The organism is Amycolatopsis sp. MtRt-6, from assembly GCF_017308975.1.
In the GTDB taxonomy this organism is placed as follows: domain Bacteria; phylum Actinomycetota; class Actinomycetes; order Mycobacteriales; family Pseudonocardiaceae; genus Amycolatopsis.
In genome coordinates this window covers 25,964-50,914 of the sequence record NZ_JADWPD010000008.1, presented here as the reverse complement: position 1 = coordinate 50,914, position 24,951 = coordinate 25,964, and the positions used below count along the sequence as shown (strand labels likewise).

Annotated in this window: 22 protein-coding genes; 12 read left to right on the top strand and 10 right to left on the bottom strand. The window is 72.9% G+C overall.

The features are described 5' to 3' along the window. The first annotated feature begins 1 nt into the window (after nucleotide 1). Genes I4Q55_RS15770 through I4Q55_RS15755 form a run of 4 tightly spaced genes read left to right on the top strand, consistent with a single transcriptional unit; the run spans nucleotide 2 to nucleotide 4,551 of the window. A complete protein-coding gene (locus I4Q55_RS15770) occupies nucleotides 2–1,951 on the top strand; it encodes a biotin carboxylase N-terminal domain-containing protein (RefSeq protein ID WP_206788570.1) in 1,950 nt (649 codons plus the stop codon). Beyond that, nucleotides 1,948–3,114, top strand: a complete 1,167-nt coding sequence (locus tag I4Q55_RS15765; RefSeq protein WP_206788568.1) for an acyl-CoA dehydrogenase family protein — start codon at nucleotides 1,948–1,950, stop codon at nucleotides 3,112–3,114. The genes I4Q55_RS15770 and I4Q55_RS15765 overlap by 4 nt, the downstream gene beginning before the upstream one ends. A gap of 10 nt (nucleotides 3,115–3,124) precedes the next feature. Next, nucleotides 3,125–3,958 (top strand): NAD(P)-dependent oxidoreductase, encoded by an 834-nt coding sequence (locus I4Q55_RS15760; protein ID WP_206788566.1) that lies wholly within the window; start codon nucleotides 3,125–3,127, stop codon nucleotides 3,956–3,958. Continuing rightward, the gene (locus I4Q55_RS15755) at nucleotides 3,955–4,551 is read left to right on the top strand and encodes a TetR/AcrR family transcriptional regulator (RefSeq protein WP_206788564.1); all 597 of its coding nucleotides are present in this window, start codon (nucleotides 3,955–3,957) and stop codon (nucleotides 4,549–4,551) included. Before I4Q55_RS15760 ends, I4Q55_RS15755 begins: the two co-directional genes overlap by 4 nt. 1 nt (nucleotide 4,552) lies before the next feature. Here the strand turns inward: I4Q55_RS15755 and I4Q55_RS15750 are convergent, their stop codons facing one another. From I4Q55_RS15750 to I4Q55_RS15740, 3 genes are all read right to left on the bottom strand, one after another. Next, the gene (locus I4Q55_RS15750; protein WP_206788562.1) at nucleotides 4,553–5,200 is read right to left on the bottom strand and encodes a response regulator transcription factor; all 648 of its coding nucleotides are present in this window, start codon (nucleotides 5,198–5,200) and stop codon (nucleotides 4,553–4,555) included. Next, on the bottom strand, nucleotides 5,197–6,282 hold the full coding sequence (locus I4Q55_RS15745; RefSeq protein ID WP_206788560.1) for a sensor histidine kinase: 1,086 nt from the start codon (nucleotides 6,280–6,282) through the stop codon (nucleotides 5,197–5,199). Before I4Q55_RS15745 ends, I4Q55_RS15750 begins: the two co-directional genes overlap by 4 nt. 270 nt (nucleotides 6,283–6,552) lie before the next feature. Beyond that, nucleotides 6,553–7,884 carry an alpha/beta fold hydrolase gene (locus I4Q55_RS15740; RefSeq protein WP_206788558.1) on the bottom strand — a complete coding sequence of 444 codons (1,332 nt, stop codon included), beginning with the start codon at nucleotides 7,882–7,884 and terminating at the stop codon, nucleotides 6,553–6,555. A 164-nt stretch (nucleotides 7,885–8,048) separates the two neighbouring features. On the opposite strand from I4Q55_RS15740, the gene I4Q55_RS15735 reads away from it, so the two are divergent. The 3 genes from I4Q55_RS15735 (at nucleotide 8,049) to I4Q55_RS15725 (ending at nucleotide 10,805) form a co-directional block, all read left to right on the top strand. Continuing rightward, entirely contained in the window at nucleotides 8,049–8,306 is a 258-nt protein-coding gene (locus tag I4Q55_RS15735) for a hypothetical protein (protein ID WP_206788556.1), read from the top strand. An 86-nt stretch (nucleotides 8,307–8,392) separates the two neighbouring features. Then, nucleotides 8,393–10,168 (top strand): murein biosynthesis integral membrane protein MurJ, encoded by a 1,776-nt coding sequence (gene murJ / locus I4Q55_RS15730; protein WP_206788554.1) that lies wholly within the window; start codon nucleotides 8,393–8,395, stop codon nucleotides 10,166–10,168. 157 nt (nucleotides 10,169–10,325) lie between these two features. Beyond that, nucleotides 10,326–10,805, top strand: a complete 480-nt coding sequence (locus I4Q55_RS15725; RefSeq protein WP_206788552.1) for a hypothetical protein — start codon at nucleotides 10,326–10,328, stop codon at nucleotides 10,803–10,805. 72 nt (nucleotides 10,806–10,877) lie between these two features. On the opposite strand, the gene I4Q55_RS15720 is transcribed toward I4Q55_RS15725, so the two are convergent. Continuing rightward, the gene (locus I4Q55_RS15720) at nucleotides 10,878–11,837 is read right to left on the bottom strand and encodes a glycosyl hydrolase family 18 protein (RefSeq protein WP_206788550.1); all 960 of its coding nucleotides are present in this window, start codon (nucleotides 11,835–11,837) and stop codon (nucleotides 10,878–10,880) included. A gap of 217 nt (nucleotides 11,838–12,054) precedes the next feature. On the opposite strand from I4Q55_RS15720, the gene I4Q55_RS15715 reads away from it, so the two are divergent. Next, on the top strand, nucleotides 12,055–13,353 hold the full coding sequence (locus I4Q55_RS15715; protein WP_206788548.1) for a diguanylate cyclase: 1,299 nt from the start codon (nucleotides 12,055–12,057) through the stop codon (nucleotides 13,351–13,353). Here I4Q55_RS15715 and I4Q55_RS15710 read toward each other — a convergent pair. After that, nucleotides 13,340–14,302: an isopenicillin N synthase family oxygenase gene (locus tag I4Q55_RS15710; protein WP_206788547.1), complete on the bottom strand. Its 963-nt coding sequence runs from the start codon at nucleotides 14,300–14,302 to the stop codon at nucleotides 13,340–13,342. The two genes, I4Q55_RS15715 and I4Q55_RS15710, sit on opposite strands and share 14 nt — an antisense overlap. Nucleotides 14,303–14,325: 23 nt before the next feature. Beyond that, nucleotides 14,326–14,784: a nucleoside deaminase gene (locus I4Q55_RS15705; RefSeq protein ID WP_206788546.1), complete on the bottom strand. Its 459-nt coding sequence runs from the start codon at nucleotides 14,782–14,784 to the stop codon at nucleotides 14,326–14,328. 111 nt (nucleotides 14,785–14,895) lie between these two features. Here I4Q55_RS15705 and I4Q55_RS15700 point away from each other — a divergent pair, with 111 nt between their 5' ends. Continuing rightward, entirely contained in the window at nucleotides 14,896–15,852 is a 957-nt protein-coding gene (locus I4Q55_RS15700; RefSeq protein WP_206788545.1) for a YafY family protein, read from the top strand. Here the strand turns inward: I4Q55_RS15700 and I4Q55_RS15695 are convergent. Both I4Q55_RS15695 and I4Q55_RS15690 read right to left on the bottom strand, forming a co-directional pair. Then, the gene (locus tag I4Q55_RS15695; RefSeq protein WP_206788544.1) at nucleotides 15,849–16,934 is read right to left on the bottom strand and encodes a winged helix DNA-binding domain-containing protein; all 1,086 of its coding nucleotides are present in this window, start codon (nucleotides 16,932–16,934) and stop codon (nucleotides 15,849–15,851) included. The genes I4Q55_RS15700 and I4Q55_RS15695 overlap by 4 nt on opposite strands. Nucleotides 16,935–16,973: 39 nt before the next feature. Beyond that, complete coding sequence (locus I4Q55_RS15690; protein WP_206788543.1) at nucleotides 16,974–17,588, bottom strand: TetR/AcrR family transcriptional regulator; 615 nt, start codon at nucleotides 17,586–17,588, stop codon at nucleotides 16,974–16,976. Between the two features lie 354 nt (nucleotides 17,589–17,942). On the opposite strand from I4Q55_RS15690, the gene I4Q55_RS15685 reads away from it, so the two are divergent. The 3 genes from I4Q55_RS15685 (at nucleotide 17,943) to I4Q55_RS15675 (ending at nucleotide 23,361) form a co-directional block, all read left to right on the top strand. Then, nucleotides 17,943–20,765 carry a beta-galactosidase gene (locus tag I4Q55_RS15685; RefSeq protein ID WP_206788541.1) on the top strand — a complete coding sequence of 941 codons (2,823 nt, stop codon included), beginning with the start codon at nucleotides 17,943–17,945 and terminating at the stop codon, nucleotides 20,763–20,765. A gap of 164 nt (nucleotides 20,766–20,929) precedes the next feature. Continuing rightward, on the top strand, nucleotides 20,930–21,208 hold the full coding sequence (locus I4Q55_RS15680; RefSeq protein WP_307793217.1) for a DUF1490 family protein: 279 nt from the start codon (nucleotides 20,930–20,932) through the stop codon (nucleotides 21,206–21,208). A gap of 5 nt (nucleotides 21,209–21,213) precedes the next feature. Next, complete coding sequence (locus I4Q55_RS15675; RefSeq protein ID WP_307793216.1) at nucleotides 21,214–23,361, top strand: cation-translocating P-type ATPase; 2,148 nt, start codon at nucleotides 21,214–21,216, stop codon at nucleotides 23,359–23,361. A 5-nt stretch (nucleotides 23,362–23,366) separates the two neighbouring features. On the opposite strand, the gene I4Q55_RS15670 is transcribed toward I4Q55_RS15675, so the two are convergent. Continuing rightward, nucleotides 23,367–24,242 (bottom strand): fumarylacetoacetate hydrolase family protein, encoded by an 876-nt coding sequence (locus tag I4Q55_RS15670; RefSeq protein ID WP_206788539.1) that lies wholly within the window; start codon nucleotides 24,240–24,242, stop codon nucleotides 23,367–23,369. A gap of 37 nt (nucleotides 24,243–24,279) precedes the next feature. Further along, nucleotides 24,280–24,921, bottom strand: coding sequence for an MFS transporter (locus I4Q55_RS15665; protein ID WP_206788537.1), 642 nt, complete (start codon nucleotides 24,919–24,921; stop codon nucleotides 24,280–24,282). Between the last annotated feature and the right edge of the window lie 30 nt (nucleotides 24,922–24,951).

The window sequence follows — 24,951 nt, the reverse complement described above, 5'->3', positions numbered from 1 at the left end:
GATGATCCAGAACCTGCTGGTCGCCAACCGCGGCGAGATCGCCCGCCGCGTCTTCCGCACCTGCCGCGACGCCGGGATCGGCACGGTCGCGGTGTTCTCCGACGCCGATGCCGCCGCCCCGCACACCCGCGAAGCCGACGCGGCCGTCCGGCTGCCCGGCAACGCGCCGTCCGAGACGTACCTGCGGGCCGAGCTGCTGGTGAAGGCCGCGGCCGAGACCGGCGCCGACGCCGTCCACCCCGGGTACGGCTTCCTGTCCGAGAACGCCGCGTTCGCGCGGGCCGTGCTCGACGCCGGGCTGACCTGGGTCGGGCCGCCGCCGGAGGCCATCGAGACCATGGGCTCCAAAGTGGAGTCCAAGCGGCTGATGGCCGCGGCCGGGGTGCCCGTGCTGCCCGAACTGGACCCGGAGTCGGTCACCGAAGAGGATCTTCCGTTGCTGGTCAAGGCGTCCGCGGGTGGTGGTGGCCGCGGGATGCGCGTGGTCCGTTCGCTCGACGAGCTGGCCGAGGCGGTGCGGGGCGCGAGCGCGGAGGCCGCGTCGGCGTTCGGCGACCCGACTGTCTTCTGCGAGCGCTACCTGGAGACCGGGCGGCACATCGAGGTCCAGGTGCTCGCCGATCAGCACGGCACGGTGTGGGCGGTGGGGGAGCGGGAGTGCTCGATCCAGCGCCGGCACCAGAAGGTCGTGGAGGAAGCACCGTCGCCGTTCGTCGACGCGGCCATGCGCGAGGAGCTGTTCGAGGCCGCGCGCAAGGCCGCCAAGGCGATCGGCTACGTCGGCGCGGGCACGGTCGAGTTCCTGGCCGGACCCGACGGCCGCTTCTCCTTCCTCGAGATGAACACCCGGCTGCAGGTCGAGCACCCGGTCACCGAGAACGTCACCGGCCTCGACCTGGTCGCGCTGCAGCTGCGGATCGCCGAGGGCGAGCGCCTGCCGGCCGACCCGCCGCCGGCCGTCGGCCACTCCATCGAGGTCCGGCTCTACGCCGAAGACCCGGCGGCCGGGTGGCAGCCGCAAAGCGGGACGCTGCACACCTTCGAGGTGCCCGATGTCGACCGGCAGTTCCGCGAAGGCGCCGGGCTGCGGCTCGACTCCGGCTTCGAGACCGGGTCCGTGGTGGGTGTCCACTACGACCCGATGCTCGCCAAGGTGATCACCTGGGCGCCGACCCGAGCCGAAGCGGCCCGGCGGCTCGCGAAGGCCCTGGCCGCGGCGAAGATCCACGGCGTCGTCACCAACCGCGACCTGCTGGTGAACATCCTGCGCCACGAGGCTTTCCTGGCCGGGGAGACCGACACGGCGTTCTTCGACCGCCACGGCCTCGACACCCTGGCCGCTCCGCTGGCCACGCCCGACACCGAACGGCTGTCGGCGCTGGCGGCGGCGCTGGCGGACGCGGCGGGCAACCGGGCAGCCGCGACGACACAGAGCAGGCTGCCCAGCGGCTGGCGCAACGTGCGCTCGGCCGGGCAGCGCAAGGTCTTCACCGTGGCCGGCCGCGAGTACGAGGTGGTCTACTCGCTGATCCGGGACGGCCTTCGCGCGGAAGGCTTCGAGGCCGAGCTGGTCAGCGCGGAACCGGGCCGGGTCGTGCTGGACGTCGCCGGGGTCCGGCGTGCCTTCGACGTCGCCCGGCACGACGGCGTGTCCTATGTGGACTCGGCGCTCGGCTCGGTGGCGCTCAGGGCCGAGCCGCGGTTCGCCGACCCGGACGCCGCACTGGCCGCCGGGTCGCTGGTCGCGCCGATGCCGGGCACCGTCGTGCGGCTCGCCGTCCAGGCCGGGGACCCGGTCAAGGCGGGCGACCCGCTGCTGTGGCTCGAAGCGATGAAGATGGAACACCGGATCGCCGCGCCCGCCGACGGCGTGGTCGCGGAACTGCCGGTGACGGTGGGACAACAGGTCGAAGTGGGCACGATCCTCGCGGTGGTGGGAGAAGCAGAATGAACGCGATGAACTTCGTCGAGCCGGAGGAGCGGATCGCGCTTCGCAAGGCCGTGGCCGAGCTGGGCGCCAAGTACGGGCACGAGTACTACGCCCGCAAGGCCCGCGCGGACGAGAAAACGCACGAGCTCTGGGACGAGGCCGGCCGGCTCGGCTACCTCGGCGTCAACATCCCGGAGGAGTACGGCGGCGGGGGCGCGGGCATCGCCGACCTCGCCGCGGTCCTCGAAGAGCTCGCCGCCGCCGGGTCGCCGTTGCTGCTCATGGTCGTCTCGCCGGCCATCTGCGGCACCGTGATCTCCCGCTTCGGCACCGACGAGCAGAAGAAGCAGTGGCTGCCCGGCATTGCCGACGGAACCAAGCGGATGGTCTTCGCGATCACCGAGCCGGACGCCGGGTCGAACTCGCACAAGATCACCACGACCGCGCGTCGCGACGCCGGCGGCTGGGTCCTCAATGGACGCAAGGTCTACATTTCCGGGGTGGACGAGGCGGACGCGGTGCTCGTCGTCGGCCGCACCGAGGACTCGAAGACCGGGCGGCTCAAGCCCGCGCTGTTCATCCTCCCGACCGGCACCGCGGGCTTCGAGTACACGAAGATCCCGATGGACATCATCGCGCCGGAGAACCAGTTCTCGCTGTTCCTCGACGACGTCCACCTGCCCGCCGAAGCGCTGGTCGGCGAGGAGGACGCGGCGATCGCGCAGCTGTTCGCCGGCCTCAACCCGGAACGCATCATGGGCGCGTCGTTCTCCTTGGGCATCGCCCGGTACGCGCTGGCCAAGGCCGTCGGGTACGCCAACGAGCGGCAGGTCTGGGGCACCCCGATCGGGACCCACCAGGGCCTCGCGCACCCCTTGGCGGAGATCAAGATCGAGCTGGAACTCGCGAAGCTGATGACGCAGAAAGCGGCGTCGCTCTACGACTCGGGCGACGACTTCGGCGCGGGGGAGTCGGCCAACATGGCGAAGTACGCCGCCGCCGAGGTCGCGATCCGGGCCACCGACCAGGCCGTGCAGACCCACGGCGGCAACGGCCTGGCGACCGAGTACGGTCTCGGCACGCTGGTCACGGCGGTGCGGCTGGGCCGGATCGCGCCGGTCAGCCGCGAGATGGTGCTCAACTTCGTCGGCCAGCACAGCCTCGGGCTCCCGAAGTCCTACTAGGAGGGTCGTTTTGGCTACATTGGCGGGGAAGACCCTCATCATGTCCGGCGGGAGCCGGGGCATCGGCGAGGCGATCGCGCTGCGGGCCGCCCAAGACGGCGCGAACGTCGCGCTGCTGGCCAAGACCGCCGAGCCGCACCCGAAGCTGCCCGGCACGATCTACACCGCGGCGGAGGCGATCGAAAAGGCGGGCGGGTACGCGCTGCCGATCCTCGGCGACGTCCGCGACGACGACGGCGTGGCCGCGGCGGTGGCGAAGACCGTCGAGCAGTTCGGCGGGATCGACGTCGTGGTGAACAACGCGAGCGCGATCGACCTGACGCCGACCGAGCAGGTCAGCATGAAGCGCTACGACCTGATGCAGGACATCAACGCGCGCGGGACGTTCCTGCTGTCCAAACTGGCCATTCCGCACCTGCGCGCGTCGGCGAACCCGCACATCCTGACGCTGTCGCCGCCGATCAGCCTCGACGAGAAGTGGTTCATCGCCGGGCACCTCGCCTACAGCATCGCCAAGTACTCGATGAGCCTGGTGACCGTCGGTCTGGCGGCGGAGCTTCGTGGCGACGGGATCGCGGTCAACTCGCTGTGGCCGCGCACGACGATCGACACCGCGGCGATCCGCAACGTCGTCGGCGCGGAACTGGCATCGCGCAGCCGGACGCCGGAGATCGTGGCCGACGCGGCCCACGTGATCCTGACCAAGCCGAGCCGCGAGGCGACCGGCAACTTCTTCCTCGACGACGAGATCCTGCGCGCGGCCGGCGTCACGGATTTCGCGAAGTACCGCGTCGGCGGGTCCGAAGAGGACCTCCAGCTGGACTTCTGGGTGGACCCGGCTTGACCGGCATCCGCGAACCCCAGCAGGAACGCAGCCGCACCACGCGGCGGCGGCTGGTCGAGGCCGCGCTCGACAGCTTCGGCGAGCGCGGCTGGCACGGCGTCACGGTGGCCGGGATCGCCGAGCGCGCCGGCGTCTCGCGCGGCGCGGCGCAGCACCACTTCCCGGCGCGGGAGGACCTCGTCGTGGCGGCGGTCGACCTGCTCGGCGAGGCCCAGATCGACGAGCTGCGGGCCCAGGCGGCCGGCCTCCCGACCGGCGCGTCCCGCATCGAGCGCGTCGTGGAGATGGTGCTGAACCTGTACACGGGCCCGCTGTTCCGCGCGGCCCTGCAGCTGTGGGCGGTGGCGGCGACCGACGACGCCCTCCGGGACGTGCTGGTGCCCCTGGAGGCCCGGGTCGGCCGCGAGGCGCACCGGGTGACGGTGGAGCTCCTCGGCGTCGACGAGTCCCGGCCGGGGGTGCGGGAACTGGTCCAGGCCACCTTGGACCTGGCACGCGGACTGGGCCTGGCGAACCTGCTGACGGACGACGCGCGCCGGCGTCGCCAGATCGTGCGCGAGTGGGCCCGGACGCTGGAGCTGCGGTTGTCCTGAGTCAGCGGTCGTCCACGAGGCCGTGCTCGTAGGCGTGGATCACCAGGTGGACCCGGGTGCGCAGGCCGAGCTTGGCCAGCATCCGGGCCACGTGGGTCTTCACCGTGCCTTCGCCGACGACGAGGGCGCCGGCGATCTCGGCGTTGCTCATGCCCTTCGCCACGTGACGCAGCACTTCGAGCTCCCTCGGCGTGAGCAGGTCCCGGCCGCCCCGGCGCCGCGGGGCCGGCTCGGCGAACCGGCGGAGCGCGCGGCGGGTGACCTGCGGGTCGAGCAGCCCCTGGCCGCGGGCCGCCGCGCGGACGGCGTCGACCAGCAGTGCCGGTTCACTGTCCTTGAGCACGAAGCCCGCCGCGCCCGCCTTGAGCGCGCCGAACAGGTACTCGTCGACGTCGAACGTGGTCAGCGCGACGACCGCGGGCGCGGGGTTGACCGATTCGCCGATCCGGCGGATGGCGGCGACCCCGTCCAGGCGCGGCATGCGGAGGTCGAGGACCACGACGTCGACCCGGCAGTACCGGGCCTTCTCGACGGCTTCGGCGCCGTCGGCGGCCTCGGCGACCACCTCGATGTCTTCTTCGGCGTCGAGCACCAGGCGCAGGGCCCAGCGGACCGGCTCCTGGTCGTCGGCGAGCAGCGTGCGGATCATCGCGGGAGCCGGGCTTCGACCCGCCAGCCGGTCGGTTCGCCGGGCTCGATCGTGACGGTGCCACCGAGCAGCCGGGCCCGCTCCCGCATGCCGCGGAGCCCGGTGCCTTCGGCGGCGCCGGGCGTGGTGGACCCGTTGTCCGCGACGGTGATCACGACGGCGTCCGGGCGGTGGTCGACGCCGACGTCCACGCGGGTGGCGTCGGAATGGCGCAGGACGTTGGTGAGCGCTTCCTGGGCCACCCGGTAGCCGGCGTGGTCGAGCAGCGGCGGCACGTCCGGCGAGCCGCGCCGGGTGAGCGTGACGGTGCGGTCCGGGCCCGTGGTGCGCTCGACGAGCGTGTCCAAATCGGACAGTGAGCTGCCGTTTCGGGGGAGCACGGCCCGCACTTCGGCGAGGGCGGCGGCCGAGGCGTCGGCGATGGTGGCCAGCGCCCGATCGGCGGCCGGCGGGAGCGCGCGGAGGACGTGGCGCACGGCGGTGGCCTGCAACCGGATGACGGTGAGGTGGTGCCCGACGGCATCGTGCACCTCCCGGACGACGCGGGCGTGCTCCTCGGCGACGACCCGCCGCGTCTCCGCCCGGTAGAGCCGCGCGGCGTGCTCGGCGCGGTCCCGGTGCAGCCGCAGCGCGTACCCGGCGGCGACGGGTGCGACGCCGAGGAGCACGAGATCGGTGTAGGTGGCGGCATTCGCGGGACGAACCCCGGCGACGGCCAGCACGACGAGCCAGCCGACGGACCAGCAGAGAACGCTCGCCCGCGGCCGGTGGAAGGCGGCGGACGCGAAGGCGGCCATGGCGACCAGCCGCCCGGGCCACAGCGGAACGGCGGCGGCGACGACAACGGCGGCACAGACCAGGGCGGCGCCGAGCGGGAACCGGCGGCGAAGCACGAGAGGCGCGGCAACGGCGGCCGCGGCAACGGCGGTGGCGAGCGGATCGGCGGCGGAGCGTTCGGCCAACCCGAGGCCGAGGACGGCAACCGCGGCGACGGCGGCGACGAGCAGGTCGCCGGCCGGGGTGTGGCTGAGGCGGGCCAGGCGGTGCCATGGTCCCGGGCCGGGTGGGTGGTCGGTGGCCATTTGCACGTTGTACACGTCCGGTGGAGTGGTTGGCGCGGCTTCGGGTGAGTCGGTTCGCGGTGCGGGTTTGGTGGCTGCTGGGTTGGGGTCGGCGGGGCGGGGCCGGCTGGGCAGGCGGGGTGGCGCGGGGTTTGGGGCGCTGTGCGGCGCAGCGGCGCAACCCCGCGAACCGGTCCGCCCTTCGCGCAGCGGCGGCGGCCAGGTGAGACGAGGCGCGGGCGGGCACGCCATCCGCGCCCGCCCGTCCACCGCACGACCGCCGTCCCCGCCTCAGCAGCGGGCCCCCGCCGCCGGCCACTTCCCTTCCCACAGCCACCGGTGCACGTGACCCCGCACGCACGTGTTGCCCCGCAGGTACAGCGCATGCCCGCCCGCCGACGGCAGATACCTCCCGTGCAGCTGCCCCGCCACCCGGCGGCCGTGGTCCGCCGGGGTCAGCGGGTCGTCGTCGCCGTTGGCCACCAGGGTGCGGGGCGTCGGGGGTAGCGCTTCCGGCGGATTCGGCCCGATCCGTGGCAGTCCCGCGCAGTGGCCCGTCACCCGCCACGGGTGTGCCGCCCAGCCCAGCCGGGGCGCCGCCGCGCGCAGCTCGTCCTCCACCTCCTTCGCCGCCGAAAACCCTTCCGGAGCGGGGAAATCCGCGCAGAACGCCGTGCGGGCCAGCCGCGCGTCGGGCGGGGACGGGCGCGGTGTCGTCGGGGTCGTGTCGCCGGCCGCGGCCGAGGCCAGCCCCGCCGTCAGGGCCGGCCAGCTCGCGTCGCTGCCGATGCGGGCCGCCGTCCAGGCCACGATCGCGCCCGCGTCCGGTGTTGCCATCAGCTCGTCCCACACAGCGAGCACGTCGCGGCCGTGCAGGGCGCACCCTGCTTCCGCCGCGCACCAGCGGGCCATCCGGGCCAGGTTGCGCTCGGCCGTCACCGCGCCGGCGCGAGCCCACGCCGCCGGGTCGGGCCGGGTGTGGTCCAGCACGCTGTCGAGGTACATGCGCCCCACCCGGGAGCCGAACCGCGCCGCGTACTCCTGCCCGTACACCGTGCCGTACGAGCTGCCGAAGTAGTTCAGCCGGCGCTCGCCCAGCCGGACCCGGATCGCGTCCATGTCGCGGGCGACCTGGTCGGCGCCGAGGTGACCGCGGACCGCGCCCGCGGCCGTCGTGCAGTCCGCCGCGAACTTCGCGTTCGCCGCGGCGTAGGCGTCATACGCCCGCTCGGTCAGCGGGCCCGGCAGTGGCGCGGGCGTCGGCGCCGGGCACGTGACGTCGAGGCCGCGCGGGTCGAACACCACGACGTCGAACCGCGCCGCGAGATCGGTGAACTGGTCGCGGTAACCCGGCACGGCGAACAGCGGGACCGCCTGCCCGGGGCCGCCCGGGTTCACCAGCAGGGTGCCGAGTTTCCCTTCGCGCGCCGGGATCCGCAGCAGCGGGACGGTGACGGTGGCGCCACCGGCCGGTTCGTCCCAGTCGGCGGGGACCACGATCTCGGTGCAGGACAAGCCGTCGTAACAGTCTCGCCACGGCAGGCCCCCGTCCGCCGTCGCGGTCCCGGCTCCGGCCACGAGCAGCACGGCCACCGCCGTCACCTGCTTGAACAGTGCTTTCATGCCTCGATTCGAGCAGGCGGCGACGGCGCGCGCGTCTGCACTGGGACAGACTTTTCCGGCCGCGGAACCTCCCCCGCACCCGAAACGTCATAGTGCCGTAAGTAACACAATCGGCCCAATGGGCGAATGACAGGTAGTAGCGAACCTCAGGGGAAGGCAAGCCGGTGTCCGGTTCAGGAGTCGAGCTCACCCACCGCGCGATGGCCATGCTGAAGGCGGTGGCCGCGGGTCGTGCGCAGATGTCGTGCAGCTGCGAGCCCGACCTCTTCATCGACGGATTCGCCTGTTGCGATCAGATGACCGCGCACGCGCTCGCCCACGGCGGCTACCTCCGCCCCGCCGTCGAAGGCGCCACCGGGCGGGTCGACGCCGAGCTCACCGAGGCCGGGCGCGCCGCGCTGGCCGTCACCGTCGCCGCCTGAGCTGCCGGGCGTGCCTCACGCACGGTCGTGAAGTCGCTCGCCTGTTCGATATCTTCCGGGTCGGGGGACCTGGCAGGCTTACCCCCATGCACCCACCACCGGCCGACGACGAGGCGACGGTCTTCCTCCCGAGCGAGCTGCGGGGCCCGCACTGGCCCACCCGTGACCTCGACGTCTCCCGGCGGCCCTACGACGAGTTCGCCGGCCAGATCGTCGCGCGGCCGCCCGCTTCGCCGGTCAGCGCCGGCCGCGGGGAAGGCGCCGGCTCGTCGCTGGCCCGCTCCAGCGGGCGGATGGCGGTCGCCTCGGCCGTCAGCCGGGTCACCGGGTTCGTCGCGAAGCTGCTGCTCGCCGCCGTGGTCGGGGCCGGGGTCGTCAACGACTCCTTCACCGTCGCGAACACGTTGCCCAACATCGTGTTCGAACTGCTCTTCGGCGGTGTCCTGGCCAGTGTCGTGGTGCCGCTGCTGGTCCGCTCCCACGACGACCCGGACGGCGGCCGTGCCTACACGCAGCGGCTGATCACGATGGCGCTGGTGCTGCTCGTCGTCGGCACGGCCGTCGCGGTGGCGATCGCCCCGCTGTTCACCGCGCTCTACGTCGACAAATCGTCTCCGACGGCGAACCCGGCGCTGACCACCGCGCTGGCCTACCTGCTGCTGCCGCAGATCCTGTTCTACGGCCTGTTCGCGCTGCTCTCGGCCATCCTCAACGCGCAGAACGTCTTCGGCCCGCCGGCCTGGGCGCCGGTACTGAACAACGTCGTCGTCACCGGCACGCTCGTCGTGTTCGCCGTCGTGCCGGGGGAGCTGACCCTCGACCCGGTCCACATGAGCGACCCGAAGCTGCTCGTGCTCGGCCTCGGCACGACGCTCGGCATCGTCGCCCAAGCCGTCGTGCTCATCCCGGCGTTGCTGCGCACCGGGTTCCGGTTCCGCTGGCGCTGGGGCTTCGACCCGCGGATCAAGGAGTTCGGCGGGCTCGCGGCGTGGATCCTCGGGTACGTCGTCGTCAGCCACGTCGGGTTCGTCGTCACCACCCGTGTGCTGACCGGCGGCAACAGCGGTGGCGTCACGGCCTACAGCTACGCGTCCCTGCTGTTCCAGCTGCCGTACGGCATCCTCGGCGTTTCGCTGCTGACAGCGCTGATGCCGCGGATGAGCCGCGCCGCCGCGGACGGCGACACGGTGTCGCTCGTCGGCGACCTCTCGCTCGCCTCCCGGATGTCGACGGTGCTCTTCGTGCCCATTTCGGCGGTGCTGGCCGTGGTCGGCACGCCGATCGGCATCGCGATCTTCACCTGGGGACGCGGCACCCTCGACGACGCCGAGCGGCTCGGCCAGACCCTGGCCGTCTCCGCCGTCGGGCTGCTGCCGTTCGCGCTGGTCATGTTGCAGCTGCGGGTGTTCTACGCGATGAAGGACGCCCGCACGCCGACGCTGATCATGCTCGTGATGACGGCGGTGAAGATCCCGCTGCTGCTGGCCTGCCGCGGGCTGCTCGACGGCGAGCACGTCGTGTACGGCGTCATGCTGGTCAACGGCGCCGGGTTCGTGGTCGGCGCGGTCCTCGGCCAGGTCTGGCTGTGGGTCCGGCTCGGGCACCTGCGCAGCAAGCGGTCGCTGCGGGTCGGCCTGATCACGCTGTCGGCGAGCGCGCTCGGCGTGGTGGCCGCGGTGCTGGCGGGGCACGCGGTGCCGGCGTCGCTCGGCGCGATCCCGGCGGCGTGGGTGAAGCTGCCGGTGCAGGGGCTGCTCGGGATGGCCGTGCCGTTCGGGTTGCTGGCGCTGCTGAAGCTGCCGGAGTTCGCGCCGGTGACCCGGCGGGTGGCGGGGTTGCGGCGGCGGTTCGCCGCTCGTTGACGGCTACGGCCGGGAACGCGATCCGGATGTCTCGAAACGATAACGAGACCGCTGCGATCAGCGCGTTTACAATTACCGCAAGGGTTTCTACTATCCACCGGGGATCAGGCGGCCGCGGGCGAGCGCGGCGGCGGGGGTATTCGGGTGGAGGTCGTGCATGACGCGCCGTGCGCGCAGACGACGTGACCGGGTCACGGTCGACGAACTGCTCAGACAGACCGGGGCGCGGCCGCGCAGACCCGGGTCGCGCGCGGCCGAACTGGCCGCACGCCGGGACGCCGAGCCGGAGGTCCGGCAGAGCGGGGCGGCGCGGATGGCGCTGGCCTCCGCGGTGATCGTCGTGCTGGGCGGGCTCGTGCTCGTGCTGGCCACGCGGCCGGATCCCGTGCCCGATTCCACGCAGTTCCCGCAGCTGCAGCCGGCGACCGCGATCCCGCCGTCGACCGCGGTGGCCGCGCCGACGCAGACCAGCACGCCGTCCCCGGTGGTGATGCACGCCCGCAAGACGCCGACACCCACCCCGACGGTGACGGTCGAACTGCCGCCGCCACCTCCGCCGTCGACGACGAAACCGTCGCCCTCCGGCTGGAACCCGTACCAGTGCAACCCCTACTACTGCGGCGGCTGGCGGCGCTGACCCGCGAAGACCCCCTCGCCGACCCCGATGCCGGCGAGAGGGCCTCCGACAGCCCCACTACGGGTCTCCGCGTCAGCCGGTGTAGCCGGCGACGATCTTGGTGAACGCGTACTTGTCCTGGGTGATGCCGCTGCATTCGCCGCCACCGCCGCAGTCGCGGTTGGTGGCCCAGAAGGTGAAGCGGGCCAGGTGGTGGCTCGCCGCGTAGCTGCGGATGGAGTTGAAGTTCGCCACCGTGACGGTCTCGCCCGCGTTGTCGGTCTTGCCGTTCATCGAGGAGAGGCCGCTGTGCCGGTAGGCGGTGTCGTCGTTCCAGCCGAACGTGGTCTTGAGCTGGTTCTTCAGGCCGTCGACCGCCGACTTCGTCATGGCGGCCATGTCACCGCCGTTCGAGAAGTCGAACGGCATGACCGACCAGACGTCGACGCCCGCGCCGATCGCCTTGGCCTGGTTGATCAGGCGCTTGCCCCAGCTGTCGGGACCGGTCGTCGTCGTGCCGATGGTGATGACCACGCGCAGGCCCGGGTTCTTCTGCTTGGTCAGCTTGACGGCGTTGAGGATGCGGTCCTGCACCGTGGCGTTCTGGAACTCGTCGGTGTTCTCGACGTCGAGGTCGATCGCCTTGAGCGCGTAGGCGTCGATCACCTTCTGGTACGCGCCCGCCAGTGCCGAGGCCGACGTGCACTTCGAGCCCAGCTTCGTGCCGGACCAGCCGCCGAAGGACGGGATCACGTCCCCGCCGGCGTTGCGGATGTTCTGGATCATCGTCTTGTCGGAGCCGGTCAGCGACCGGGTGCCGTCCCATTTGGGGTTGCAGGTCCCGTCGGACAGGACGAAGGCGAGGGTAAACGCTTTCACGCCGGTCGCGGACATCGCCGCGGCCGGACCGGTCTGCCCGCTCCACTGGTACAGGTACGGCGAGGCGAGCACGGGGTCGACTGCGGCCATGGCCGGTGGGGCGAGGCCGATCGTGGTCGCCAGCGCGGCCGAAGCCGCGGTCGCGAGGGTGAGCAGACGGCGCACTGATGGCATGGAAGTCCTCCGAAGACGCAGGTGGAGCACCTCCGGTTTGAGGCGGCGGGATCAACCCGGGAGGAGCACGGTGTGCCACCACACAGTGGACTGGACCAATGTTGTGTGTCAACCCTCCGCCGGTCGGAAAATGACCCACGAAGCCGGCCGGGCCGACGATGTGAAATTCCCCTGAAGGCGGAGTGACACGGGCCCGCATTCCGGCTACTTTGCCGAAATGGTGGGGGATTCCACGGTCGCCGCCGGCGGGGAACGCCGCCCGGGCCGGTCCCTGCCCGCCCTCCTCCCGCGGCGCTGGGCGCTGCGGCAGTGGGCCCTGTGGCGGCTGCCGCGCCGCGGCCAGGTCTGGTACTTCGTCGGGGTCGACGTCCTCGCCGTCGCCGCCGTCGTGCTCGCCGCCCTCCGCTTCCCGCCGCTCGCCGCGATGCTGGCGCCGTTCGCGCTGCTCGCGGCCGGGATGCTGGTGTCGGCCGAACTCGCGCGGCCGGTCGAACGTCACCGCGAGGACACCCTCCTCGGCCCCGGCGTCGACACGCCGTGGATCTTCGCCGGGGTGCTCGTGCTCCGGCCCGGGCTCGCCGCCGCACTGGTCGTGCTCTCCGCACTGCACCAGTGGTTCCGGGTCCGCAGAAAACCCGTGCACCGGCAGGTGTTCGGCGCCGCGGCGACGGCGCTGGCCGGGCTCGCCGCCGGCGCCTTCCTCACCGCGACCGGCGTCCGCCCGCTCGGCGACGTCCTCGGCACCCGGACCGTCCTCCTGCTCGCCGCCGCCGGGCTGGTGTTCCTCGCGGTGAACGCCGCGCTCGTGACCGGCGCCGACGGGCCCCGCCGGCCGCGCGAAGCCGCGCCGGGGCACGCCTTCGACGCCGCGATGACGGCGTTCGGCCTCCCGCTCGCGTGGGCCGCCGTCGCCGCGCCGATGCTGGTCCCGCTGCTGGCCGGGGCCACAGTCGTGCTGCACCGCGGCGGGCTGGGCGCCGGCCGCCGCGACCACGTCACCCTCGATCCCGGCACCGGCGTGCTGACGGCCGCGTCCTGGCGCGGCGCCGCGGAGGCCCGCCTGGACCGGCTCGGCGGCCACGGCCCGGGCCCGGCGGTGCTGCTGCTCGACCTCGACCACTTCCGCCTGCTCAACGACCGCTACGGCGGCCGCATCGGCGACGCGGTGCTGCGCGCGGTCGCGGGCACCCTGCGCGACGAGGTCCGCGCCGCCGACCTGGTGGGCCGTTCGGGCGGCGAGGAGTTCGCGGTGCTGCTGCCGGGCACGGGCCGCTTCGACGCGATGGCGATCGCCGAGCGCATCCGGCTGCGGATCGCCTCGACGCTGGTGGCCCTGAAGGCCTCGGGCGACGGCCCGCAGTTCGTCGGGGTGACGGTCTCGATCGGCGTCGCGGACTGCGCGGCCGACGGCGTGCTCGAAGACGCGCTGCTGGCCGCGGAGCAGGCCTTGCTGCGGGCGAAGGCGGCGGGCCGGAACCGGACGGTCTGTGCCGAGCCGGACGTCAGCTCATCGTGATCGCGTTGAGCTTTTCCTTGAGGTACTGCGAAGCGATCACCTCGGGGTAGGTGCGCGTCCCCAGCGGCGGCGCCAGCGACGTGATCCGCGCGTCGTGGTCGGTTTCGTAGAAGAAGATCAACGACACCAGGTCCTCGTCCGGCGCCGTTGCCGGTGGCGGGAGGACGCGGTGGCGGGTGGACCGCCAGCGGTCGCCCGTCCAGCGGGCCATCAGGTCGCCGATGTTCACCGTGAACGCCTCCGGGTGGAACGGGGCGTCCTCCCACTCGCCGTCCGCCGTGCAGACCTGCAGGCCGCCGAGCCCGGCCTGGCGGTCGAGGACGGTCACCGTGCCGAAGTCGGTGTGCGGGCCGATCCGGAACTGGTCCGGCGCCGGCGGGCCGACGTGGGTCATCGGCGGGTACCAGTTGATGTTGAACGTGTACGTCGGGTGCCCGGTGTGCCGGGTGAAGTGGCTCTGGGCGAGGCCGAGTGCCGCGGCGAAGATCTCCAGCAGGTGGTCCGACAGCGCCCGCATCCGGCGCATGTACTCCGTCGCCGCCTCGCCGAGGCCGGGCACCTCGTGCGGCCAGACGTTGGGCTGGAACCAGAACCCGTCGACCTCCGCGACGCCGGTCCGGGTGTCCGCGCCCGCCGAGTAGGACTCCTTGAGGTCCGGTGGCGTCTCGGTGCCCTCGGCGTAGCCGTTGGCCTCGACGCCCGGCGGCAGCCAGCCGCGGCCGCCGACCGTGACGGCGTAGCGCTGCTTGACGTCCTCGGGCAGCGCGAAGAACTCCCGCGCCAGCTCACGCGTCCGGTGGCGCAGGTCGTCCGGCACACCGTGCCCGGTGACCAGCAGGAAGCCGGACTCCCGCAGCGCGCGGTCGATGCGGCCCGCCACCTCGGCCCGGCCCTCGGAGGTGCCCGCGAACCACGGCGAAAGGTCCACGAGCGGAACGGATGACGGCATACCGGCTCCTGTCACACACTGTCCTATTCGGACTTCTCGACCCCGATGTCCTCGAACCACAGGTCCGGGCGCGCGGCGATGAACTCCGTCATCAGCGCGGTGCAGCCGGGATCGCCGAGCAGGGTGATCTCCACGCCGAGCTCGGCGAGCCAGTCGTGACCGCCGTGGAACGTCTCGGCCTCACCGATGACGACGCGCCCGATACCGAACTGACGGACGAGCCCGGAGCAGTACCAGCACGGCGAGAGCGTCGTGACCATGATCGTGTCGCGGTAGTGCGGGCGGCGGCCGGCGTTGCGGAACGCCGCGGTCTCGGCGTGCATCGACGGGTCGCCGTCCTGCACGCGCCGGTTGTGCCCGCGGCCCAGCAGGGTGCCCGCGGTGTCGAACAGCGCGGCCCCGATCGGCACGCCCCCTTCCGCTTTGCCCAGTTCGGCTTCTTCGCGGGCGACGGCGAGCAGGGCGTGCGGGTCGATCGGCATGCGTCACTCTTTCCGCCCGGGGCGGTGCCTGGCAAGTGTTTGACCGCTCGGCTGCACGATCCGGCGGATCGCGGACCGCTGCTGTCCTCGATGTCTGGCACACTGCGTGCCATGTACGGCACCGCGGAACGCCTGCTCAGGCTCCTCTCGCTGTTGCAGGCGCGCCGGGACTGGCCGGGTGCCGACCTCGCGACGCGGCTGGAGGTCGACGTCCGCACGATCCGCCGGGACGTCGAGCGGCTGCGGTCACTGGGCTACCCGGTGCACGCGACCCCGGGCGTGGCGGGTGGCTACCGGCTCGGCGCGGGGGCGGCGCTGCCGCCGTTGCTGCTGGACGACGACGAGGCCGTGGCGGTCGCGGTCGGCCTGCGCACGGCCGCGAGCGGCACGGTCGGTGGCATCGAGGAGACGTCGGTGCGCGCGCTGGCGAAGCTGGAGCAGGTGCTGCCGGCGCGGCTGCGGCCCCGGGTCGGCGCGCTGCAGGCGGCGACGGTGGCCCTGCCCGGTTCGGGTCCGACGGTGGACGCCTCGGTGCTGACGGTGCTCGCCGCGGCCTGCCGCGACCAGGAACGGCTGCGGTTCGCCTACGCCGACTCCTCCGGTGCCGCGACGGAACGATCGGTCGAGCCGCTGCGACTGGTCCACACGGGACGCCGCTGGTACCTGGTCGCCTTCGACCTCGACCGCGCGGCCTGGCGCACGTTCCGCGTCGACCGGATCGCGGGGCCGCCGGCGGTGGGCTTCCGGTTCACGCCGCGCGAACCGCCGGCTCCGGACCTCGCGGAGTACGTCTCCCGCCAGATTTCGACGGAGGTGTACCCGCACCGGCTGGTGCTGCGGGTGGCCGCCCCGGCCGCCGAGCTGGCCCGGCGCGTCCCGCCGACCTCGGGCGTCGTGGAGGAGGTGGACGAGCACAGCTGCCGGCTGCGCACGGGGGCGAACAACCTGGACGCGGTGCCGTACCACCTGGCGCAGCTGGGGTTCGACTTCGTCGTCGAGGAGGCGCCGCCGGGCCTGGTCGAGCGGCTGCGGGAGGTGGCGGAGCGGTTCGCCAGGGCGGCGGGTTAGCCCAGTCGCACCTGGTCGGTCTCGCCGTCGCTCAAGAACGCGGCCAGCGCGCTTCCCTCGGCGGCCACCTCGCCGCGTTCGGCCTTCGTGAGGGGCCGCAGTGGCCGCACGACGACCGCGCCCTCCTCGACCGTCCACGTCGCCGAGACGCGGCCGTCGAGCAGGACCACCCGCTCGCCCGCCACCGACAGCCCGCGGTGGGCGTCGTCGATGATGCGGGACCGGTCGTCGTAGCCGAGGATCGCGTTGTCGAACGCGGGCAGGAACCGCACCGGCGCCGGCGTTTCCGGGTCGGGACGGGGTGCTTCCGGCAGGTCGAGCAGCTCGCGGCCGCGCTCGTCGCGGAAGACCACCAGCTCGTCGCGCACGGCCTGCACCGCGGCCGGCAGACCGGTCAGGCCGGACCAGGCGCGCAGGTCAGCCGTCGCCGCCGGGCCGAACGCCGCCAGGTAGCGGCGGACCAGCGTCCGGCCGACGCCGTCGTCCGGGGCGAGGGGGTCGACGTCGCGGCCGAGCCACGTGGCCAGGGGGAGGTTCCGGACGCCCGCCTTGGTGCGCCACAGCCCGCGTGGCGGCAGCTGCGCCGACGGGATCAACGCGGCGACCAGCAGCTCGCCGAGCGGGCGCGGGCCCGGCTCGGGCCACCGGCCGGCGACCGCCCGCGCGAGCTCGCCCATCGAGCGGGGCTCGCCGTCGGCCAGCACCGCCCGGCCCGCCGCGGCGAGCTCGGCGAAGTCCACGCCCTCGAGTTCGCGGCGGTAGGTGGTGACGACCCGCTGCCGCAGCATCGCGTCGAACCGGCTCCGCCACGCCAGGACGTCGTCGGCGGCGAGCAGGTGGACGGTGCGGCGCATGAGGTGGGTCCGCACCACCTGCCGTCCGGTCAGCAGGGCGTCCAGCGTCGCCGGGGCGAAGGCGCGCAGCCGCGACCACAGCCCGGTGAACGGCTCCTGCGGCTCTTGCGCCTGCAGGCCACCGAGGTGGGTGACGGCGTCGAGCACGGGCAGCTCGGCGCGTTCGAGCAGCAGCTGCCGGGCGAGGGTGGCGCGGTTGAGGGCCCGCGAGTCCAGGACGGTGTGCACGAGACCACCCTGCCGGAAATAGCGGACAGAGAATGACCGCTATCGGCCGGACACGCCGAGCATGCGCAGCACGAGCCCGCCGTACTCGGTGCCCAGCGCGGCCGGCGTCTGACGGGCGCGCTCGCTGTACCAGCGGGCGACGTCGACCCCGAGCGACAGCACCGCCCGCGCGGCGACGTGCGGGTCGGCCACGGTGAACACGCCGCCCTCGACGCCCTCGGCGATGACTTCCCGCACGATCCGCTCGATCCGGCGCCGCAGCGCGGCGACCACCTCGAACTCCTTTTCGGGCAGCGCCTGCAGCTCGTACTGGACGACCCGCGCCACCGTGTGGCGCCGCGCGTGCCAGGCCACGAAGTCCTCGACGATCAGCCGGATCCGCTCGACCGGGTCGGACTCCTTGGCGACGACGTTCTCGACCAGCGAAAGGGTCTGCTCGTGGCCGTACCGGCTGATGGCGAACAGCAACGCGGCCTTGGAGGGGAAGTGCACGTAGAGCGCGGCGGGCGACATCCCGGCGGCGCCGGCGATGTCCCGCGTGGTGGTGGCGTGGTAGCCGCGCTGGGCGAAGGCTTCGACGCCGGCCAGCATGAGCCGCCGCGCCGTCTCCGGCTGCACGTCCGGCCAGAGTTCGGCCGACAGCGACATCGACATCCGGTGATCCTCCCACTCCGCCGCCCGGCCGGCAGGCGCGGACGGGTTCATTGTAAGCGGGCGCTCAGCGAAGCGGGGACACCTCCCCGGCGACGGCCGGCCACGACGCGGCCGAGCCGGCCGCGAAAAGATTTCCGCCGGCGGCGAAATCGGAACGCTCGCTCGCCGTTCTCCGCGCGTCGATTATTCGACTATTCGACTATTCGACGTACCGGCATTCGATGATTTCGCAGGATATACCGGAGACAAAGGCAGAACCGCAAGTATTGCGTTGACCGCGACGCGGCCCTAACGTGCCATGGAAACACTTCGACTGCCGGGCTCCCGGAAACGCCTCGACGATGGATGGTGCCGATGAGGATCTTCGTCGCTTTCCTGATGCTGCTGGGCCTGGTCGTCGCACCCGGTTCGCCGGTGCACGCGTCGCCGGACGCCGGGGCACGGGGACACCAGGTCGGCTACGACAGGTACTCGCTCAGCGTCGACGGCCGCCGGCTCATGCTGTGGTCCGGGGAGTTCCACTACTTCCGGTTGCCCAGCCCCCAGCTGTGGCGCGACATCCTGGAGAAGATCCGGGCGGCCGGGTTCACCGGCGTCTCGCTGTACTTCCACTGGGGATACCACTCGCCGGCGCCCGGGGTGTACGACTTCAGCGGCGTCCGGGACGTGGACCGGCTCCTGCGGATGGCCGAGGAGATCGGTCTCTACGTGGTCGCCCGGCCCGGGCCCTACATCAACGCCGAAACCACCGGCGGGGGATTTCCCGCGTGGCTCAAGACGGTCGACGGGCGCGCGCGGTCGAGCGACCCCGGATACACCGCCGCCTACCGGGAATGGCTGGACCACATCAACCCGATCCTGGCGCGGCACCAGGTCACCCGCGGTGGTTCGGTGATCGCCTACAACGTGGAGAACGAATACGCCGTCAACGTCGACCCGGCCTACATGGAACAGCTCCAGCAGAAGGCCAGGGCCGACGGGATCGACGTGCCGATCGTGCACAACAACTGCTGCAACGCCGATCTGGCGAACTGGTCGTCGGGACAGGGGGCCGTCCAGATCCCCGGCGTCGACGACTACCCCCAGGCGTTCAACTGTCCCGATCCGGACACGTGGGGGACCTGGGGCGAAGGTGTCACGCGGCGGTTGCGCGAAGACGCTCCGGTCTACGCCGCCGAGTACCAGGCCGGGGCGATCGACCTGAACAACGCGGGCTACGAAAAATGCCGGGCGCTGACCGGGCCGGACTACATGAAGGTCTACTACAAGTCGAACGTCATCGGCAGTGGTGCGACGATGTTCGGTTACTACATGCTCTACGGCGGCACGTCGTGGGGCTGGTTGCCACAACCCAACGACGTCTACACCTCCTATGACTACGGCGCGGCGATCACCGAGCCGCGCGGGCTCACCACGAAGTACGACGAGTTCAAGCGCCAGGCGTACTTCATGACGACCGTCGCGCCGCTGACCAAGACCGACCCGGCCACGGCCCCGACGTCCGGCGACGCGGCGGTGTTCACCCAGGCGCGGGCGAACCCGGACACCCGGACGCAGTTCGTCCTCGTCCGCCACGCCGACCGGCGGGCCGGCACCGACGTGGCGACGACGCTGGACTGGTCGACGCCGGACGGCGACTACCGGGTGCCGGTCCGGGTCGACGGGCGGGACGCCAAGATCCTGGTCGCCGGGTACGACCTCGGCCGGCAGCGGCTGGTGTACTCGACGTCGGAGATCCTGACCCACGTGACCACCGGCGGCCGGGACGTCGCCGTGCTTTACGGGCGTGCGGGCGAGCAGGGGACGACGGTGCTGCGGTACCCGTCGGCGCCGTCCGTCCGGGTGCTGGAAGGCGAGGTGCGCAGCTCGTTCGACGGCAAGGACCTGCGCCTCGACTACACCCACGCCGGGCTGGCCCGGGTGCTCGTCTCCGGGGGCGGCCGGCCACCGGCGTTGCTCCTGCTCGGCACCGACGAGACCGCCGCCCGGTTCTGGCGGCTGGACACCGGGGCCGGGCCGGTCCTGGTCCGGGGCACGTCGGTCGTGCGCGAAGCCAGGATGGCGGACGACCGGCTGGTCCTCCGCGCGGACACGGACGCACCGGGGGACGTGGAGGTCTTCAGCCCGGCCCGCCGGCTGGTCGTCGGCGGCAGGCCCGTCGACACCCGGCGCACGCCGAGTGGTTCGCTGGTGGGTGCTCTCCCGGGACCGCGCGCGGTGTCACTGCCCGCGTTGTCGGGCTGGGGGTACCGGGCCGAGCCGCCCGCCGCCGGCGACGAAGGCTGGACGGTCGCGGACAAGACCACGACCGCGAGCCCGATCAAGCCGAAGACGCTGCCGGTGCTCTACTCCGACGACTACGGCTACCACCACGGCAATGTCTGGTACCGCGGCGACTTCGTCCCCGACGGCACCGAGAAGACCGTGTCCCTGAACGCCATCACCGGTAAGCGGGGAAGCTACCTCGTGTGGCTCGACGGGCGTTACCTCGGGTCCGCCGCCGGCGGTACGCAGGCCGACTCGGACGCACCGGTGAACACCGACCCCGGACGCGGTGATTTCCCGGTGCCGGAAGGAGCGCTGGTCAAGGGCAGGGCGGCCCGGCTTTCGGTGCTCGTGACCAACATGGGGCACAACGACGACTGGACGGCCGACGACACCCGGTTCAAGCAGCCGCGGGGGCTCTTCGGGGCGGCGGTCGGTGACGCGAAGATCTCCTGGCTGATCCGGGGCGCCCGCGGCAACGACGGGGAACGCGGCCCGTTGAACACCGGCGGCCTCCACGGCGAACGCCAGGGGTGGCACCTCCCGGGCGGCCACGCCCGGTGGGACCGGCCGCCGGCCACCACCGAACCGGGGGTGTCCTGGTACCGCACGACGTTCCGGCTCGACACCCCGAAGGACCAGGACGTCTCCGTCGCGCTCAGGTTCGGCGAGCGGGCCGGCACCTACCGGGTGTTCGCGTTCGTCAACGGCTGGAACATGGGCCAGTACCTGAGCGGTGGTCCGCAACGCGACTTCGTGCTGCCGAACGGGGTGCTCAAGACCGCCAACACCCTGACCTTGGCGGTGGTCTCGGCCGAACCCCGGGAAGCGGGACCGGTGCCGGTCCCGGTGAGCCTCGTCCAGCTGGGGAACCAGTGGACCGGCGCGCACCCGGCCGGGATCCTCCCGTGAACACCAGGCCGCCGGGCTTGAAGGTGACGATAATCATTGTCAGGTAGCCGGTCTTGTCAGGACACCGGCGCCCGCGCGGGTTAAGCTGCCGATCTCGCGCGGATGAGCGTGCCGGCACAGGTCAGGGCACCTCCGGGCGAGCCGGATGACTGAGGAGGCCGGTGGTGCTGAGCGGGATCGCCGCCAAAGCGGTGGGCGTGGTGGTGACCGGTGTTGCCGGGGCGGCCGTCTACGACGGCGCCAAGCGGATCGCCCGGTCGGGTGCTTTCCGGTCGGCGACGGTGGCGGTCACCGCGTGGGGCCTGAAGGGTGCCCGCGCGGCGGAAACCGGGGCGGAAAAGGTGCGGTTGGCGACCGCCGACGTGCTCAGCGAAGCGCGGGAGCGCATCGGGGAGCAGACGCCCGTACCCGGGGCGCCGGCCGGGCACGGGCACGAACACTGACCGCCGTGACCCCCGCGCCGCTGACCCTCGTGTCCGATGCCGGCGGCCGGGTCCGGTTCGTCGGGCCCGCGCTGCGCGGCAGCCACGCCCGGGCCGTGGCCGTCGAGGACGCCGTCGACCAGGTCCCCGGGGTGCGCGGGGTGCACGCCTATCCGCGCACCGCCAGCGTCGTGGTCTGGTACGACCGGCTCCGCTGCGACCGGCACGAGCTCGTCACGGCGATCGAGCGGGCCCTGCGCTCGGACCCCGCGGCACCGGTCGTGCGGTCGCCCCGCTCGGCGGACGTCCGCACCGGCGACATGCTGCGCATGCTGGCCGGTGGGCTGGCGCTGGCGCTGCTGGGGATACGGCGCTACGGGCTGCGCCGGCCGCCGATGCTCGGCCCGGCCGGCCGCACGGCGGCGACGGCGGTCACCATCTTCACCGGCTACCCGTTCCTGCGCGGCGCGCTGCGGTCGCTGGCCGGCCGCCGCGGTGCCGGGACCGACGCGCTGGTGTCGGCGGCGACCATCGCGAGCCTGGTGCTGCGGGAAAACGTCGTCGCCCTCACCGTGTTGTGGCTGCTCAACATCGGCGAATACCTGCAGGACCTGACGCTGCGGCGCAGCCGGCGGGCGATCTCCGAACTGCTCACCGGCACGCAGACCCGGACCTGGGTGCGCACGCCGGCCGGCGCCGAGGTCGAAATCGACATCGCCGAGCTCCTGGTCGGGGACGAGGTCGTCGTCCACGAGCACGTGGTGCTGCCGGTCGACGGGGTCGTCGTCGAGGGCGAGGGCATCCTGGACCAGGCCGCGGTCACCGGTGAGCAGCTGCCGGTCACCGTCGCGCCGGGGACCGCGCTGCACGCGGGCTCGGTGCTGCTGCGGGGCCGGATCGTCGTGCGGGCCACCGCGGTGGGCCCCGACACCGCGATCGGGCGGATCATCGCGCGCGTCGAGCAGGCCCAGGAGGACCGGGCGCCGATCCAGACGGTCGGCGACACCTTCTCCCGCCGGTTCGTGCCCGCCTCGTTCGCCCTCTCCGCGCTCACCCTGCTGGTGACCCGCGACGTGCGGCGGGCGATGACGATGCTGCTGGTGGCCTGCCCCTGCGCGGTCGGGCTGGCCACGCCGACGGCGATCAGCGCCGCGATCGGCAACGGCGCCCGCCGCGGGATCCTCATCAAGGGCGGCGCCCACCTGGAGGCCGCCGGCCGCGTCGACGCCGTGGTGTTCGACAAGACCGGGACGCTGACCCTGGGCCGCCCGGTGGTGACGAACGTGATCTCCTTCGACGACGCCTGGTCGCCGGAACAGGTGCTCGCCTACGCCGCCAGCTCCGAGATCCACTCCCGGCACCCGCTCGCCCAGGCGGTCATCCGCTCCACCGAGGAACGGCGGATCGAGATCCCGCCGCACGAGGAGTGCGCGGTCCTGCTCGGCCAGGGCATGCGCGTGCAGAGCGACGGCCGGGTCATGCTCATCGGCAGCGTCGAACTGTTGCGGCAGGAGCACATCACGATCCCCGGCGAGGCCGAGCGCTGGGTCCGCAAGCTCCAGCAGGACGCCGAGACGCCGCTGCTGCTGGCGGTCGACGGCCGGCTGACCGGGCTGGTGTCCCTGCGCGACGCGGTACGCCCGGAGTCGCGGGAAGTGCTGGCCGCGCTGCGGGCGGACGGCGTCCGGCGCGTCATCCTGCTCACCGGCGACCACCCCGACACGGCCGCGGCGGTCGCGGCGGAACTCGGCGTCGACGAGTTCCGCGCCCAGGTCCTCCCCGAGCAGAAGCAGGACGTGGTCCGGCAGCTGCAGGCCGAGGGGTACACGGTCGCCGTCGTCGGCGACGGCACCAACGACGCGCCCGCGCTCGCGCTGGCCGACATCGGCATCGCCATGGGGGCCGGCGGAACGGACGTCGCCGTCGAGACCGCCGACGTCGCCCTCGCCACGGACGACCTGCGTGCCCTGCTCGACCTGCGTGACCTGGGCCGCCGCGGGATCACCCTGATCCGGCAGAACTACGGGATGTCGATCGCGGTCAACGCGGTCGGGCTCGCGGTGTCCGCCGTGGGCGGGCTGTCGCCGGTGGCCGCGGCGATCCTGCACAACGCGTCCTCGGTCGCGGTCGTGGGGAACAGTTCCCGGTTGATCCGCTACCGGCTCGACCGCTAGCGGCCTCAGTGGGTCGCGAGCGCGCGGCGCACCTCGTCCGCGCCCAGCACCACGGGGGAGCGCAGCGAGCCGACCTCGCCGATCTCGATGTCGACCACGTCTCCCGGCCGCAGCCCGAGGTCGAGGCCCGGCACGACGGACGTGCCCGTCGAGAGGACGGCGCCGTCGGGGAAGTCGTTGTCGCGCCACAGGTACTCGACCAGCTCGGCCGGCTCGCGGTTGAGCTGGGCGGTACTGGCTTCGCCCGCGAACACCTCGTGCCCGTCGCGCAGGATGCGCATGCGGAGGTCGAGCGAGAGCGGGTCCGGCACCTCCCACGCCGGCCGCACCCGCGCCGACACCGCGCACGATCCGGTGTAGATCTTGGCCTGGGGGAGGTACAGCGGGTTTTCGCCTTCGATGCTGCGGGAGCTGACGTCGTCGACCACCACGTACCCGGCGATCTCCCCGGTGGCGGTCAGCAGCAGGCCGAGCTCGGGCTCCGGCACGTTGTTGGCGGAATCGGCGCGGATGGCGACCGGCTCGCCGTCGGTGACCACGCGCCAGGCCGCCGACTTGAAGAACAGCTCCGGGCGCTTCGCGCGGTACACCCGCGCGTAGACGTCCTCGTCGGCGCTCTCCTCACGGCGGGCCTCCTCGGACCGCAGGTAGGTCACCCCGGCGGCCCACACCTCCATCCGCCCGTCGAGTGGCGGCAGCAGGCTCGCCCCGGCCGCGGGCACCGGCTCCCCGGTGGCCTCGGCCAGCTCACGGATCTCCGCCACGGGGCGGCGCAGCAGGTCGCTCATCGACGTCACCGCGAGCGGCCGCAGCTGCTCGCCGGTGAGCAGGCCGACCCGGACGGTGCCGGTCCCGTCGGTGAATCGCACCAGGTGGCTCAAACCGGGCCTCCTCGACCTTCGGGGGTGTGCGACCAGGTTACGGGTACGACGGGCCGTTCGGGACCGGGCGCTTGGCCGAGGTGAGCCGGACGATGCCGATGACCGCGGTGGCGATGAGCGCGACCAGCAGGAACGGGATCGCGGTCAGCTGGACCACCCGGAACCCCAGCGCCGCGGAGATCAGCTGCCCGATGACCGGCCCGAGCAGCAGGGCGAGGACGGCGAGCGCGGCGGTCACGCCGGCGACGACACCGCGGCCTCCGCGAAGCTTCCTGATCAGCGCGACCGTGGTCCCGGCGGCCGCACCGGTGCCGAGGCCCGCGAAGGCGCGGCCGATCGTCAGGAGCCCGCCGGCGTCGGTGAAGGCGGCCAGCAGGACGCCGACGAACAGGGCGCCGAGCGCGGGGATCGCCACCGCCGTGGGGAAGCGGGCGCCGAGCAGGAGCCCGGCGGGCACCGCGAGTGCCGCCCCGGCCAGGTAGGCGACCAGCCCGATCAGGAGGAAGCTCAGGCTGGACAAGCCGAGTTCGAGCTGGATCGCCGGCACACCGTCGAACCGGTAGATCGCGGTCAGCATGAACAGCCCGATCAGCGCGGCGAAGCCGGGCCCGGACACCTGCCACCAGGCCGGCGCGGCAGCGGGACGAGTGACAGGCGATGGCGGAGGCGTCACGTGCATGGCGGTCACCGTATTACTTCGCTAGCCGCC

Excerpts from the sequence above, each read along its gene's own strand:
- I4Q55_RS15770 (WP_206788570.1), top strand. The coding sequence starts at position 2 with ATGATCCAGAACCTGCTGGTCGCCAACCGCGGCGAGATCGCCCGCCGC.
- I4Q55_RS15765 (WP_206788568.1), top strand. The coding sequence starts at position 1,948 with ATGAACGCGATGAACTTCGTCGAGCCGGAGGAGCGGATCGCGCTTCGC.
- I4Q55_RS15750 (WP_206788562.1), bottom strand. The coding sequence starts at position 5,200 with ATGATCCGCACGCTGCTCGCCGACGACCAGGAGCCGGTCCGCTGGGCC.
- I4Q55_RS15745 (WP_206788560.1), bottom strand. The coding sequence starts at position 6,282 with ATGGCCACCGACCACCCACCCGGCCCGGGACCATGGCACCGCCTGGCC.
- I4Q55_RS15740 (WP_206788558.1), bottom strand. The coding sequence starts at position 7,884 with ATGAAAGCACTGTTCAAGCAGGTGACGGCGGTGGCCGTGCTGCTCGTG.
- murJ (WP_206788554.1), top strand. The coding sequence starts at position 8,393 with ATGCACCCACCACCGGCCGACGACGAGGCGACGGTCTTCCTCCCGAGC.
- I4Q55_RS15725 (WP_206788552.1), top strand. The coding sequence starts at position 10,326 with ATGACGCGCCGTGCGCGCAGACGACGTGACCGGGTCACGGTCGACGAA.
- I4Q55_RS15720 (WP_206788550.1), bottom strand. The coding sequence starts at position 11,837 with ATGCCATCAGTGCGCCGTCTGCTCACCCTCGCGACCGCGGCTTCGGCC.
- I4Q55_RS15715 (WP_206788548.1), top strand. The coding sequence starts at position 12,055 with ATGGTGGGGGATTCCACGGTCGCCGCCGGCGGGGAACGCCGCCCGGGC.
- I4Q55_RS15710 (WP_206788547.1), bottom strand. The coding sequence starts at position 14,302 with ATGCCGTCATCCGTTCCGCTCGTGGACCTTTCGCCGTGGTTCGCGGGC.
- I4Q55_RS15705 (WP_206788546.1), bottom strand. The coding sequence starts at position 14,784 with ATGCCGATCGACCCGCACGCCCTGCTCGCCGTCGCCCGCGAAGAAGCC.
- I4Q55_RS15700 (WP_206788545.1), top strand. The coding sequence starts at position 14,896 with ATGTACGGCACCGCGGAACGCCTGCTCAGGCTCCTCTCGCTGTTGCAG.
- I4Q55_RS15690 (WP_206788543.1), bottom strand. The coding sequence starts at position 17,588 with ATGTCGATGTCGCTGTCGGCCGAACTCTGGCCGGACGTGCAGCCGGAG.
- I4Q55_RS15685 (WP_206788541.1), top strand. The coding sequence starts at position 17,943 with ATGAGGATCTTCGTCGCTTTCCTGATGCTGCTGGGCCTGGTCGTCGCA.
- I4Q55_RS15665 (WP_206788537.1), bottom strand. The coding sequence starts at position 24,921 with ATGCACGTGACGCCTCCGCCATCGCCTGTCACTCGTCCCGCTGCCGCG.